Consider the following 13,457-nt stretch of genomic DNA (forward strand, 5'->3'; position numbering starts at 1 on the left):
ACTTTCCCGAAGCAACACAGGCAGGGCGAATGCAAGTCGAACCAACTCCTCTCAGCGGCGTTCTGGTGATCACCCCGAAGCGATTCGGCGATCACCGTGGATTTTTCTCCGAGAGCTATTCGGCGAAGCGCTTTGCCGAGGCCGGGATCGAGATCGGCTTCGTGCAGGATAATCATTCGGTGTCCGAGGCCGTGGGCACGGTGCGCGGGTTGCATTTTCAGGCCCCGCCCCATGCGCAGGCGAAGCTGGTGCGCTGCGGACGTGGGCGGCTCTGGGACGTCGCGGTGGATATCCGCAAAGGTAGCCCGACCTACGGCCAATGGTTCGGCACCGAGCTGAGCTTCGAGAACGGCAAGCAGCTGCTGATCCCGGCGGGCTTCGCGCATGGGTTCGTCACGCTCGAGCCGGGCACCGAGATCGTCTACAAATGCTCGGATTACTACGCGCCCGACTGTGAAGGCGCGATCCGCTGGGACGATCCCGATCTGGGCATAGACTGGCCGCTTTCCGCAGGAACAGAGCCAGTTTTGTCCGGCAAGGATGCCGAGGCACCTCTGTTTTCCGCGCTCAATAGCCCCTTCATCTGGGAGGGCGCAGAATGAAGCTCCTCGTTACGGGCGGTGCAGGGTTCATCGGCTCCGCCGTTGTCCGTCTCGCCGTCTCGCGCAGCTATAAGGTGGTGAACCTCGACGCGCTGACCTATGCCGCCTACCTCGAGAACGTTGCACCCGTTGCAGACAGCCCGCTTTATGCGTTCGAGCAGGCCGATATCCGCGATCCCGAGGCTTTGGCGGCGATCTTCGCGCGCCACAAACCCGACGCGGTGATGCATCTCGCCGCCGAAAGCCACGTGGATCGCTCGATCGACGGTCCCGGCGCTTTCATCGAGACGAACGTGATGGGCACCTACAACATGCTGCAGGCTGCGCGTGCCTACTGGGAGGGTGAAGGCCGTCCCGAGAGCTTCCGCTTCCATCACATCTCGACCGACGAGGTCTATGGCACGCTTGGGGCCACCGGCCAGTTCACCGAAGAGACGCCCTACGCCCCGAACAGTCCCTATTCCGCCTCGAAAGCGGGCTCGGACCATCTCGTGCGCGCTTGGCACGAGACCTATGGCCTGCCGGTCGTGCTCACCAATTGCTCGAACAATTACGGCCCCTATCACTTCCCGGAAAAGCTGATCCCGGTGGTGATCCTGAACGCACTCGCGGGCAAGCCGCTGCCGATCTATGGCGACGGGTCCAACGTGCGCGACTGGCTCTATGTCGAGGATCACGCCGATGCGCTGCTTCTCGTGCTGGAGAAGGGCGCTTTGGGCCGCAGCTACAATATCGGTGGCGAGAACGAGCGGTCGAATCTCGAGCTGGTCCAGACGATCTGCACCATTCTCGACAAGCTGCGTCCGGGCGACGCGCCATATGCCGATCTGATCACCTTCGTCACCGACCGCCCCGGCCACGATGCGCGCTACGCGATCGACCCGACCCGCATCCGCGAGGAGCTGGGCTGGCGGCCGAGCGTCACCGTTGAAGAGGGGCTCGAGCGCACGGTGCGCTGGTATCTCGACAACGAAGACTGGTGGCGCCCGCTGCTAGAGCGGCACGGTGTCGGTGAAAGGCTGGGCAAGGCATGATCCTCGTCTTTGGACAGACCGGCCAGGTGGCGCAGGAGCTACAGCGCCTCGCCCCTGATGCGGAGTTTTTAGGCCGGAATAGGGTCGATTTGCGTGATCCCGGCGCCGCAGCTGAGGCGATCCGGGAAGCCAAGCCCGAGGCCGTGATCAACGCCGCGGCCTATACCGCCGTGGACAAAGCTGAAGAAGAAGAGGCGCTCGCCCAGGTGGTCAACGGTGACGCGCCCGCTGCGATGGCCAAAGCCTGCCACGACCTCGAAATTCCCTTCGTTCACATCTCCACCGATTACGTTTTTGACGGCTCGGGCGATGCGCCGTTCAAACCCACCGACCCGACCGCTCCGCTTGGCGCCTATGGCCGCACAAAGCTCGCCGGCGAAGAAGCGATCCGGGCTGCGGGTGCGGGTGGCCCATTCGCCATTCTGCGCACCAGCTGGGTCTTCTCGGCCCATGGCGGGAATTTCGTGAAGACGATGCTGCGCCTGTCGGAGAACCGCGATCACCTGACGATCGTCGCCGACCAGATCGGCGGGCCAACGCCCGCCCGCGCCATCGCCGAGGCGTGCCTGACGATGGCAGCGCAGTTGCAGCGCGCGCCCGAGAAAAGTGGCGTTTACCATTTCTCAGGCTCTCCCGATGTAAGCTGGGCGGGCTTTGCGCGGGAGATCTTCGCGCGGGCCGGGCGCGGCGTGACGGTGGAGGATATTCCCACCGCCGATTATCCGACGCCTGCGAAACGGCCGCTCAATTCGCGGCTCGACTGCAGCGATCTGGCCGTGTTCGGCCTGAATAGACCCGATTGGAGATCGGGATTGGACGAGGTTTTGACTGAATTGGGGGCGATATGACGCGCAAGGGGATCATTCTGGCGGGCGGCTCGGGCACGCGGCTCTATCCGATCACGATGGGCGTCTCGAAGCAGCTTCTGCCGGTCTATGACAAGCCGATGATTTACTATCCGCTGACGACGCTGATGCTGGCGGGCATTCGCGAGATCGCGGTGATCACGACGCCGCATGATCAGGAGCAGTTCATCCGCACGCTCGGCGATGGCAGCCAGTGGGGGCTGAGCCTGACCTATATCACCCAGCCCTCGCCCGACGGTCTGGCGCAGGCCTATCTGCTGGCTGAAGATTTTCTCGCGGGCAGCCCTTCGGCGATGGTTCTGGGCGACAACATCTTCTTCGGCGCGGGTCTCGGCGAGATCCTGAAAGCGGCGAATGCGACCACAGATGGCGGCACCGTCTTCGGCTACCGCGTGCGTGATCCGGAGCGGTATGGCGTGGTGGATTTCGACGACAGCGGCACCGCGCGCGCGATCATCGAGAAGCCCGAAGTGCCGCCGTCGCAATTCGCGGTCACGGGGCTCTACTTCCTCGATGAAACCGCGCCGGACCGCGCCAAGACGCTTACGCCTTCCGCCCGCGGCGAGTTGGAGATCACGTCTCTTCTGGAAACCTACCTGCATGACGGCGCGCTCTCGGTCACCCAGATGGGCCGGGGCTTTGCCTGGCTCGACACCGGAACGCATGGCAGCCTGCTCGATGCGGGGAATTTCGTGCGCACGTTGGAAGAGCGGCAGGGGCTGCAAAGCGGCTCGCCTGACGAGATCGCCTTCGAGAAAGGCTGGATCAGTGCAGACGCACTCGCCGACCGCGCGAAGAAATTCGGCAAGAACAGCTATGGCGAGTATCTGCTGCGCCTGATTGAGTAAGCGACCGTGGCGCGAGTGACGATCCTGATGGCGACATGCGATCCGGGTCCGGAACTGCGCGATCAGCTGGAAAGCCTCGCGGCGCAAACCCATCGGGATTGGCGTCTGATCGTCGGGGATGACAGCCGAACCGACGCCGCCCAAGACGTCTTGGCGGAATTCGCGCGCAGCCATGACGTGCAGATCGTGAGAGGTCCACGGACCAGCGCGGGAGAGAATTTCCTGTCACTGCTGCGGGGAATCGATAGTACGCAGCGGGATTGCATCGCCTTTTGTGATCAGGATGATGTCTGGCTACCGGATCGGCTCGCGCGCGGCATTTCGAGTTTGAGCGAAGGGGAAGCTGCGCTTTATTGCAGCCGGACTTGGGTCTGCAACGCTGATCTGGAAGACCAGCATCTCTCCGTCCGACACACACGCCCGCCGTCTTTCCGTAATGCACTGGTGCAGAATATCGCGGCGGGAAACACCATTCTCCTGAACCCGGCCGGGGCCGAACTGGCCATCTCGGCGGCGCGCGAATTGCGGGTCGCGCCGCGTCACGACTGGTGGCTCTATCAGCTGTTCACCGGGTGTGGCGCGCGGGTCACCTATGATGTGGAGCCCACGCTTCTCTACCGCCAACACGGTGGCAACGCGGAAGGGGCGAACATCACAATGCGCGCCAAACTCTCTCGACTCGGATGCATGCTGTCCGGCGATTGGCGGTGCTGGATCGACGATCAATCTGCAGCACTCACCGCATCCGCACATCGGTTCACGCCCGAGAACCGGGCCATTTTCGATCGCTTCAAGAGGATGCGCGAGGCGGGGTTTTCGACCCGTCTGAAAGAATTCGCCCGGCTGAGGCTCTATCGCCAAAGCCGGGCGGCTACGCTTGCCCTCTGGATCGGGGCTCTGTTTCGGCGGATTTAGGGTCTTAAATCCGGAAGATCGGCTGCAACAAGCGCGGCAGAAGGCCCTTGAACTTCAGCGGCGCATCGGTCGCGGCGAGGCAGATGCAGACATCCTCCATCCCCGCGATCGGCGTGTGATCGAGATCGTCATCCGCCACTTCCACATCGCCGACGCCAAAGCGCCCGGTCTCGTCCGAGAAGGACCCCTGCAGCACCAGCGTCAATTCCAGCCCGCCATGTGTGTGATCCGGCACCGCCATCCCCGGCGGAATGTACAGAAGCCGGGCCGACCCTTCTTTATCCTCGCTCAGGATGGCCTGCTTGATGCCGCCGCCCAAGGCCCGCCAGCGCGGACTGTCGGCGCCCATCGCCTCGACCACGGCGCCCGGATAGATTCCGGCACGCGCAGGTTGCTCAGCGACGATCACATCCTCGTCGTCCAACCCGTCAAACACACGTCGCCGCAAATCGTCGCTGGGGGCCATGCCTTTAAGGTCATCCAGAACCAGCCCGCCCGCCAGTTCCTCTGCTTCGAGCCGTGCGCGACACTCGTCGCACTGGCTCACATGCGCCGCCACGACCAGCGAGAACGCATGACCGAGCGAGCCGGTCGCGTAGGACCGTACCAACCAATCGGGCAAATGATGCGTAATCTCGGTCATTCTTCTCTCAGATCCCTTAACTCGTGTCTAAGCTTCTCCAGCGCCAGCCGGATCCGCGATTTAATCGTCCCAAGGGCGAGACCCGTCGCCTCGCGTATTTCGGCCTGTGTGAGTTCGCCCACATAGGCCCGCTCGATGATCTCGCGCTGCGCTTCCGGCAGTGCCTCGATCGCTTCGCGCAGCTGCGCCGCTTCCTGTTCCAGCCCGATCGCCGCATCGGCCTCTCGGGTTTCCCGCGTCTCGGCCTCGGCGATCAGCTCGTCTGGAACGGGCCGGGGCCGTCTTCGGATCACATCGATCTGTCGATTGCGTGCAATCCGGTAAATCCATGCGGAGGCGCGTGCCCGCGTCTCGTCGTAAAGATGTGCCTTCCGCCAGATCGTGAGCATCACGTCCTGAACCACATCCTCCGCCGCCGCCTGCGTCATGCCGGAGCGTACCAGCATCCCCTTCAGTCGCGGCGAGAAGTGATCATAAAGCCGCGCGAAGGCCAGTTTGTCACGCTTGTCACGAACTGCCACGAGCCAATCGGTCTGCTCGCAAGCCGCCTCGGGCGTCGGTTTCGCTGATTTCCTGTCGTCCATTATCTTCCCGGCAAAGGCCTGACCCGCCACGATTGGCGGGGTCCCTGTGGTGTCGAAGTTGATGGTCGCATCTCTCAGCATGTGACCGATACGCAGCTTATGAGATAGCGGTTCACATGCGATGCGAAAAAACTTCTGATCCAAACGGTAATATGCACCGTTACGCCTTCAAGAGCTTGGGAGAATTCGAATGTCATTTGATGCCCTGCATCCACATGCGCAACGCATCGCGATCATCGGATCCGGGATTTCCGGTCTGGCGGCGGCGTGGCAAATCGCTCCGCATAATCGCGTTACCATCTACGAGGCGGAGACGCGGCTTGGGGGGCATTCGCGCACGATCACTGCGGGGCGCAACGGCGACCAGCCGGTCGATACCGGGTTCATCGTGTTTAATTACGCGAATTATCCGCATCTGACGCGCCTGTTCTCCGAACTCGACGTGCCGGTCGAGAAATCCGATATGAGCTTTGGCGTGACGATCGATCAGGGCCGGATCGAATATGCTTTGCGCGACTTGAATAGCCTCGTCGCACAAAAGCGGAACTTGGCCCGGCCGGGTTTTCTGCGGATGGTCGCGGATATCGCGAAGTTCAACGCGAAGGCTGTTTCGGTTGCGCAAAGCGACGACGTGACGATAGATGGTCTGCTGAACGAGCTGAACTTGGGCGAATGGTTCCGGCGCTATTACCTGCTGCCGATCTGCGGGGCGATCTGGTCCACGCCTGCCGATCAGATCGGCGCGTTCCCCGCGAAAAGCTTGCTCCGCTTCTTTGAGAACCACGCATTGTTGTCGGCGACCGGTCAGCATCAGTGGTGGACGGTCTCGGGCGGGTCGATCGAATATGTTAAGCGGCTGGAGGCCGCCCTGCGCCTGCGCGGTGTCGAATTCCGCACCGGCACCCCGGTCACCGCGATCGAGCGGCAGCGCAATTCAGTCACTATTTCGGCGGAAAAGGCCCTTCCGGATCAGTTCGACCAAGTCATCATCGCCACCCATTCCGATCAGGCGCTCAAGCTGCTGGCCAAGCCGACTGCGCAGGAACAGGCCGCGCTTTCGGCGGTCCGCTATCAGCCCAACGACGTCTATCTGCATCGCGACGTGGCGCAGATGCCGCGCCGCCGCGCTTGCTGGTCGAGCTGGGTCTATCAGGCCCAGACCCGCGCGAATGAGACGCGGCTTGGCGTGACCTATTGGATGAACAAGCTGCAAAACATCCCCGAGAGCGATCCGCTTTTCGTCACTCTGAACCCCGATACGCCGATTGCCGATGAGACGATCTACGATCACGAGGTTTTCTGGCACCCGGTCTTCGATCGCGCAGCGATACAGGCGCAAGGCGAAATCCAGTCGATACAGGGCCTGAATCGGACGTGGTTCGCGGGCGCATGGCTCCGCCATGGTTTCCACGAGGATGGGTTTGCTTCGGCGGTTCGGGTGGCGCGCGAGCTCAATCGCGGGGCGCAGCCGCAGGTCGACTTCGAAAAGGTGCCCGCATGAGCGGCGAGTTCTGCCCCGGTCATACGGTTCATGCGCGGCGGGGCGCGATTTCCCACCAGTTCCGCTATCACGTCGACTACGTGATGATCGATCCCGACGCGCCGGGCCCGTGGCCGCGGATTTTCTCGCGCCGCGGACGCAACCTCGCGACGGTGCATGACAAGGATTACGGCGGGGCGCCCGGCCGCGGCGCGGGGGCCGAATGGGTCCGCAAGCAGCTCTCGCGTCACGGTGCGCCCGAAATTACGAAGCTACGCCTTCTGACCCAGCCGAAGATCCTCGGGGCGGGGTTCAACCCGGTGAATTTCTGGCTGGCCTATGATGCGCAAGATGACCTGCGTGTCGTGATCGCAGAGGTGAACAACACCTTCGGCGATCGGCATTCCTATCTCTGCGCTACCCCAAATTTCGATCCTATTTCAGCAGAAACCGAGCTTCACGCCGCGAAAATCTTCTACGTCTCCCCGTTCCAGACCATCGCCGGAGAATATCGTTTCCGCTTCGACATCGGAGCCGAGCATATTCGCATCCGCATCGATCACCGCAACGGCGAGGAGGGCGTTGTCGCGACCCTCGCGACGCAACGCCGCAAACTGACTTCGGCGGCGCTTCTCGGCATGGCGCTGCGCCGTCCGCTCACTCCGATCCGCACGCTCGGCCTGATCTATTGGCAGGCCCTGCGGCTCAAGCTCAAAGGCGCCCGCTACCTGTCGCGGCCCACCCCCCCCAGCGAGGAGATCAGCCAATGATGCCTTTCCTGACCAACCGCATCCGCAGCGAATTCCTCGCGACCTGCGAGAAGATCGAGCATGGGACGCTCTATCTGCGCCTGCCCGATGGTGCCGTGCGCCGCTTCGGTCGCGGAGAGCCGCAGGCCGATATGGAAATCTGCGACTGGCAAGCCGTGGTGGCGATGGCGTCTCGCGGCGATGTCGGGCTGGGTGAGGCCTATATCGCGGGGTTGTGGGAGACGTCCTCGATCGAGGCGCTTCTCTCTCTCGCGCTGAAAAACCTCAAGGTCGTGGACGGCTACGCCTATGCGGGCTTCTGGTCGAACCTGAAGTTCCGCCTGATCGACCGGCTGATGCGGGCCAATTCGCTGCGCGGCGCGTCGCGCAACATCCGGGCGCATTACGACGTGGGGAACGAGTTCTACCAGCTCTGGCTGGATGAGGGGATGAGCTATTCCTCCGCTCTTTTCGCGCCGGGGGATAACGATCTGCACCGGGCGCAGAACCGCAAGCTCGACCGCATTCTCGACCAGATGGGCGACGGGGAACAGGTGCTGGAGATCGGCTGCGGTTGGGGGCATTTCGCCGAACGCGCGGCCGAGCAGGGGCGTCATGTCACCGGGATCACGATCTCGCCCAGCCAGAAAGGCTATGCCGATGCGCGGCTCGACGGGCGCGCCGATATCCGGCTTCAGGACTATCGCCATACGCCGGGAAAATTCGATCATATCGTCTCGATCGAGATGATCGAAGCGGTCGGCGAGCGCTATTGGCCGAACTATTTCCAAACCGTGAAAGATCGACTGGCGGAGGGCGGCTCTGCGATGATTCAGGCCATTACAGTGTCTGATTCCTACTTTCCGAAATATCGCGAGACCTCCGATTTTATCCGGCAATACACTTTCCCGGGCGGGATGCTTCTGTCCGACGGGGTGATCCGCGATCAGGCGGCGAAGGCCGGGTTGGCGGTGAAGGAAAGCTTCGCCTTCGGGCAGGACTATGCCGAGACCTGCCGGCAATGGGCCACCCGTTTGAAAGAGCGCAGCGCGCGAGCAACCGAACTCGGCTTCGGGCCGGAGTTCCTGCGCAACTGGTCCTATTATCTCGAAGCCTGCGCGGCGGCCTTTGCGGTCGGCCATACCGATGTGGTGCAGGTCCAACTAGCACATGCGAGGGCGTAAGATGTTGTTAAAATTGCTTTTCACCCTCGCAGTTCTGATCCTGGCGGCTGTCTTGATCCGGCACTTCTTCTTCTCATTCCCGGCGCAAAAGTCGGCGGATTACGCGGCCGAGAGCCCGGAATTCGACATTCGCCGGGCGTTCGAGGGCCCTGTCGAGGCGCATGGCATGATCTATGGGCCGGACGGTCGGGTCACCTCGCGCTTCCGTGCCGTGATGACGGGGCGGTTCACCAATGATGGCGGCGTTATCGAGGAGGAGTTCGAATATGCTTCCGGTCGTCGCCAGAGCCGCGCCTGGAATATCCAGTTCGGGCCGAATGGCGAGATCAGCTCGACCGCCGACGATATCGAAGGTCGCGCCGAGATGGAGCAGTCGGGCAATGCGCTGCGGATGCGCTATCGGTTGCGGCTGCCCGAGGATGCGGGCGGCCACGTGCTCGACGTGACCGACTGGATTTACCTGATGCCGGACGGGACGCTGCTGAACCGGTCGCAGATGCGCAAATTCGGGATCAAGGTCGCGGAGTTGTTCGCCGTCATGCGCCCGATGACCGAACCGGCCGAGTGATCACTCGAAGCAGCTTGCGCGCCCGTCCTTCTGGATCGTCGCCGCGCCGTCCATGATCGACTGCGCGCGGCGCGACAGGAAGCTGCCGGGCTTCGCCGCCGAACGGTCCTTCGGGTCGGGCAGGACGCCAGCGATCAACGCGGATTGGCGGGCGCTCAGCTTGTCGGGCGTGGTGCGGAAATAGCGATGCGCGGCAGCATCGACGCCAAACGCGCCTTCGTCGAATTCAGCGACGTTAAGATAGATTTCTAGGATCCGCTTCTTGCCCCAGATCGCCTCGGCCAGCGGCGTCATCGACGCCTCAAGCGCCTTGCGCAGCCAGTTTCGGCCCTGCCAGAGGAACACGTTCTTCACGGTCTGCTGGGTGATCGTCGAGGCGCCGCGATTGGCGCCATCGTCGATCGCCTTGCGGATCGCGCGCATGTCGAAGCCCCAGTGGTTGCAGAAATTCGCATCCTCCGCCGCGACGACAGAACGGGCGAGCACGGGCGCGATATCCTCGATCGGCACCCATTTCTGATCGACTGCGCCAAGACGCTGTCGCTCGCTCCATATCGTCCAGGTGGTCGGCGGATTAACGAACTTGAACAGGACCATCAGCACCAGCACCAGCGCAACGAGACCCATCACGCCCCGAAGCGCCCATTTTAGGGCAGTGCGGAAAGGCGCGCGCATGCTGCTGGAAACGCTCGATTTCGTGCTGCGTTTGGCGGGTTTGCGGCCCGATTTTTTCTTGCTCTTAGCCATGTGCGTATAAGTCACAGCGTGCCCCGAAGGGTCAAGCGACAAGCAGCGCCAATTCCGGTCCACGCGCGACCTGTCGCGCGGTTACCATGGTTTCGATCGGCGCATCGGACACCCGCTTCCACGCGGTGCGTATTTCGCGCGCGATACCGTGGTCGTCTTCAAGGACGACATTGCCGGGAAACAGGCTCTCGGTCGGCGCGCCCTCGGCCATGAGGATGTGATGGCGCGCGAAAAGCAGGTGGCGGTACTGCACGCGCGGGCGCGGAGCCACCCGAATGCTATTGCCGTTTACGAGATGCTTGGCGGCGACCAGAACTTCGCTATGGGCGCAGGCGATCTCGGCGCGCCAGCCGCGCAGCAACATCCGATGTTGTTGAGACACGTAAAGCGCGCGTCGATTTCCCATAGCCCCCGGCGCGAACCGGATCGGTGCATAGGCCCCGACACCGCGACAGACCCGGCCACCCGTCCAGAGAAGAGGCTGCGGCCCGTCGTCCTCGGTCATGACAAGATCGCCCGCCTTGAGCCGCTCCACCGGTCGCGGCCCGTCGGGCGTGTCGACCCGCGTCCCGGCGAGGAAGCATTCCGGCCCCAGATCGCCGACCGGCGCTTGGGTGCTCTGCGTGACATAGGTGGAGCTGATGAAGGTCGCGTTGTGGAGGATCGTGCCATCGGACGGCGTGAACACGGCACTCCCGTCGCGCAGGTAGAACGTGTCGCCCGTGATCGTCTCTTGCACGCCGTTCGGACGCTCGATGGTGATCGTGTCGCCACGCCAGACATCGGTGACGCGCTGGCCGTTGATCGTGTCGCGGGCGCTGTTGCTGCTGGAAATCCAATTGTCGTTATTCCGATCGACAATTTCATATGTCGCCGGTGAAAGCGCCGTGCCCGCAGCGGGCGGACTGCCCGGATCCATGATGTAGAACTGGTCGTAATAGGTTGCCATTTTTGCTGCTCGAGTAACGTTATTATAAATTATTCGTTACTTGGTAAGCAGAGATCAGGGCGACACAAAGGCGCCTGTGGGGCGCAAAGTTAACTACGGGTTAAAGAGTGACATCCCGGTCACAGCGGGTTTAGAGGGCAGAGGGGCCCACCATCCGCGCGAGATTTCCGGTGGCACCTTCGGTGATTTCCTCGCCGGTGAAGGCTGTGGTGCCCCCCGAAGACAGGGCGGATTCGAGCCTTTCGTGGAAATCTTCCGGCAAGGGAATCTGCAGCACGCGACCGCTTGCATGGCCTAGGGTCTTCATCCGGTCCAGGACCTCTGCAGCGGTGCCCTTCTTAAGCAAGATGAACACAGCCGAGCCGCCTTGCGGCAGGCTCTCGCCCGCTTCGCGCAGGAAAGAGTCGTTCAACCCGAGGTCGGTGAACTTGCCGGATACGGCGCCCGCGCCCGCACCGATTGCCGCGCCGACGACCGGCGACAGGAAGACGAGACCCAACAACCCGCCCCAGACAGCGCCGCCGATCGCGCCGAGGGCCATCGTGTTGCTGTTTTCATGAACGTTAATCTCGCCGCTTTCGTCGCGGGTCACGACGACAATGTCCTGCGACCGGAAAAATCCTTCTTTTTCCAGTGCTCTGAGTTCCTCGCGCGTCGCGAAACCCGCGGCCTCGGTTTCATGCGCCATCACCAACAGTTCGGACATCGTTACCTCCAGACAGAACAAAGGGCGAAGCATGTGCTTCGCCCTCTGAAACGGTTCCGTAGGGGAAAGAGTTCCCTTATTCCGCCGGCATCGCCTGCGGTTCGTCGCTGAGCGGGTAGGACAGATGCGCCAGCATCTCCTTCGGGCAGACCTGCAGGAAGTTCGCCTTCTCGGTCTCCCAGTGCTGGAGAATATCGGCCCCTTTGCGCGAGCCCGTCTCGGCGACGTGACGCTCGATCAGGCCTTTCAGCTCGGCTTCCCAATGCTCGTGGCCCAGCCCGCAGGTGACGAGGCTTTCGAGATTGATCAGCTCTTCCGCCGTGTTGTCCGGATCGTAGAGATAGGCCATCCCGCCGGTCATGCCCGCACCGAAGTTCGGGCCGATCGAGCCAAGGATCACCGCGACGCCGCCGGTCATGTATTCACAACCGTTGGAGCCGCAGCCCTCGATCACCACTTTCGCACCCGAGTTGCGCACCGCGAAACGCTCGCCTGCGCGGCCCGCCGCGAACAGATGACCCTCGGTCGCGCCGTAAAGCACGGTATTGCCGATGATCGTGTTCTCGGAGGCGACCAGCGGCGAAGCCATCGGCGGACGCACGACGATCATGCCGCCCGAGAGACCCTTGCCGACATAGTCGTTGGCATCGCCCGACACTTCGATCTTCAGACCCGGGGCCGCGAAAGCGCCCAGCGACTGACCGCAAGAGCCGGTCAGCTTCACCGTCAGGTGGTCCGATTGCAGCGCGTTGCGCATCCCGAAGTTCTTCACGATATGGCTCGAAGCGCGCGTCCCGATGGTGCGCAGCGTGTTGCGCACCGCGTAGGAGAGCTGCATCTTCTCGCCTTCCTCGAAGAAGCGATGACCATCCTTGATGATCTCCGCATCGAGCGTATCCGAGACCCAGTTACGCGGCTTCGAACGGTCGTAGACGATCTTGTCCCAGCCATCGACGGTGATCAGGAGCGGATTGAGATCCAGATCGTCGAGATGGGCCGAGCCGCGGCTCACCTGGCTGAGAAGATCGGCGCGACCGATCACCTCGTCGAGCGAACGCGCACCGATCGAGGCGAGGATTTCGCGCACTTCCTGAGCGTAGAAGGTGATGAGGTTCACCACCTTGTCCGCCGTGCCGGTGAACTTGGCGCGCAGCTCCGGGTCCTGCGTGCAGACGCCCACCGGGCAGGTGTTCGACTGACACTGACGGACCATGATGCAGCCCATCGCGATCAGGGCGGCGGTGCCGATGCCGTATTCCTCGGCCCCCATCATTGCGGCCATCACGATGTCGCGGCCCGTGCGCAGACCGCCATCGGTCCGCAGGGTGACGCGTTCGCGCAGGTTGTTCATCGCGAGCACCTGATGCGCCTCGGTCAGACCCATCTCCCACGGCAGACCGGCATATTTGATCGAGGTCGCGGGCGATGCGCCCGTGCCGCCATTGTGGCCCGAGATCAGGATGATGTCGGCCTTCGCCTTCGCGACACCGGCCGCGATCGTGCCGACGCCCGAGGACGCCACCAGCTTCACCGTCACTTTGACCTTCGGGTTGATCTGCTTGAGGTCGTAGATCAGCTGCGC

General features: G+C 62.7%; 15 protein-coding genes. 9 read left to right on the forward strand and 6 right to left on the reverse strand.

All coding sequences use genetic code 11. The features are described 5' to 3' along the window. Positions 1-29: 29 nt before the first annotated feature. The 5 genes from rfbC to B3D39_RS04615 are packed head-to-tail and all read left to right on the forward strand — an operon-like array spanning position 30 to position 4,265. Positions 30-602 carry a dTDP-4-dehydrorhamnose 3,5-epimerase gene (gene rfbC / locus B3D39_RS04595; protein ID WP_274963660.1) on the forward strand — a complete coding sequence of 191 codons (573 nt, stop codon included), beginning with the start codon at positions 30-32 and terminating at the stop codon, positions 600-602. Continuing rightward, the gene (gene rfbB / locus B3D39_RS04600) at positions 599-1,636 is read left to right on the forward strand and encodes a dTDP-glucose 4,6-dehydratase (RefSeq protein ID WP_286789418.1); all 1,038 of its coding nucleotides are present in this window, start codon (positions 599-601) and stop codon (positions 1,634-1,636) included. The genes rfbC and rfbB overlap by 4 nt, the downstream gene beginning before the upstream one ends. Next, positions 1,633-2,484: a dTDP-4-dehydrorhamnose reductase gene (gene rfbD, locus B3D39_RS04605; protein ID WP_286789419.1), complete on the forward strand. Its 852-nt coding sequence runs from the start codon at positions 1,633-1,635 to the stop codon at positions 2,482-2,484. The genes rfbB and rfbD overlap by 4 nt, the downstream gene beginning before the upstream one ends. Then, a complete protein-coding gene (gene rfbA, locus B3D39_RS04610; protein ID WP_274963537.1) occupies positions 2,481-3,350 on the forward strand; it encodes a glucose-1-phosphate thymidylyltransferase RfbA in 870 nt (289 codons plus the stop codon). Before rfbD ends, rfbA begins: the two co-directional genes overlap by 4 nt. A 15-nt stretch (positions 3,351-3,365) precedes the next feature. Next, positions 3,366-4,265, forward strand: a complete 900-nt coding sequence (locus B3D39_RS04615) for a glycosyltransferase (RefSeq protein ID WP_414717967.1) — start codon at positions 3,366-3,368, stop codon at positions 4,263-4,265. Between the two features lie 4 nt (positions 4,266-4,269). Here B3D39_RS04615 and B3D39_RS04620 read toward each other — a convergent pair whose 3' ends face one another. Both B3D39_RS04620 and B3D39_RS04625 read right to left on the reverse strand, forming a co-directional pair. Beyond that, entirely contained in the window at positions 4,270-4,908 is a 639-nt protein-coding gene (locus B3D39_RS04620) for a ChrR family anti-sigma-E factor (protein ID WP_078541521.1), read from the reverse strand. Next, on the reverse strand, positions 4,905-5,492 hold the full coding sequence (locus tag B3D39_RS04625) for a sigma-70 family RNA polymerase sigma factor (RefSeq protein ID WP_078541522.1): 588 nt from the start codon (positions 5,490-5,492) through the stop codon (positions 4,905-4,907). Before B3D39_RS04625 ends, B3D39_RS04620 begins: the two co-directional genes overlap by 4 nt. A 190-nt stretch (positions 5,493-5,682) precedes the next feature. Here B3D39_RS04625 and B3D39_RS04630 point away from each other — a divergent pair, with 190 nt between their 5' ends. The 4 genes from B3D39_RS04630 to B3D39_RS04645 are packed head-to-tail and all read left to right on the forward strand — an operon-like array spanning position 5,683 to position 9,473. Then, a complete protein-coding gene (locus B3D39_RS04630) occupies positions 5,683-6,993 on the forward strand; it encodes an NAD(P)/FAD-dependent oxidoreductase (RefSeq protein WP_274963536.1) in 1,311 nt (436 codons plus the stop codon). Next, on the forward strand, positions 6,990-7,742 hold the full coding sequence (locus tag B3D39_RS04635) for a DUF1365 domain-containing protein (RefSeq protein ID WP_274963535.1): 753 nt from the start codon (positions 6,990-6,992) through the stop codon (positions 7,740-7,742). The genes B3D39_RS04630 and B3D39_RS04635 overlap by 4 nt, the downstream gene beginning before the upstream one ends. After that, entirely contained in the window at positions 7,742-8,905 is a 1,164-nt protein-coding gene (locus tag B3D39_RS04640) for an SAM-dependent methyltransferase (RefSeq protein WP_274963539.1), read from the forward strand. The genes B3D39_RS04635 and B3D39_RS04640 overlap by 1 nt, the downstream gene beginning before the upstream one ends. 1 nt (position 8,906) lies before the next feature. Then, positions 8,907-9,473 (forward strand): DUF3833 domain-containing protein, encoded by a 567-nt coding sequence (locus tag B3D39_RS04645; RefSeq protein ID WP_274963534.1) that lies wholly within the window; start codon positions 8,907-8,909, stop codon positions 9,471-9,473. On the opposite strand, the gene mtgA is transcribed toward B3D39_RS04645, so the two are convergent. The 4 genes from mtgA to B3D39_RS04665 form a co-directional block, all read right to left on the reverse strand. Next, positions 9,474-10,220: a monofunctional biosynthetic peptidoglycan transglycosylase gene (mtgA, locus tag B3D39_RS04650; protein ID WP_274963533.1), complete on the reverse strand. Its 747-nt coding sequence runs from the start codon at positions 10,218-10,220 to the stop codon at positions 9,474-9,476. A gap of 31 nt (positions 10,221-10,251) precedes the next feature. After that, complete coding sequence (locus B3D39_RS04655) at positions 10,252-11,169, reverse strand: Hint domain-containing protein (RefSeq protein WP_274963532.1); 918 nt, start codon at positions 11,167-11,169, stop codon at positions 10,252-10,254. 130 nt (positions 11,170-11,299) lie between these two features. After that, the gene (locus B3D39_RS04660) at positions 11,300-11,875 is read right to left on the reverse strand and encodes a DUF1269 domain-containing protein (protein WP_274963531.1); all 576 of its coding nucleotides are present in this window, start codon (positions 11,873-11,875) and stop codon (positions 11,300-11,302) included. A gap of 76 nt (positions 11,876-11,951) precedes the next feature. Continuing rightward, the coding region (locus B3D39_RS04665; RefSeq protein ID WP_286789420.1) for a glutamate synthase-related protein at positions 11,952-13,457 on the reverse strand (1,506 nt) is incomplete at its 5' end.

Origin of the sequence: Thioclava sp. UBA3469, assembly GCF_002378135.1 — a bacterium.
Taxonomy (GTDB): domain Bacteria; phylum Pseudomonadota; class Alphaproteobacteria; order Rhodobacterales; family Rhodobacteraceae; genus Thioclava; species Thioclava sediminum.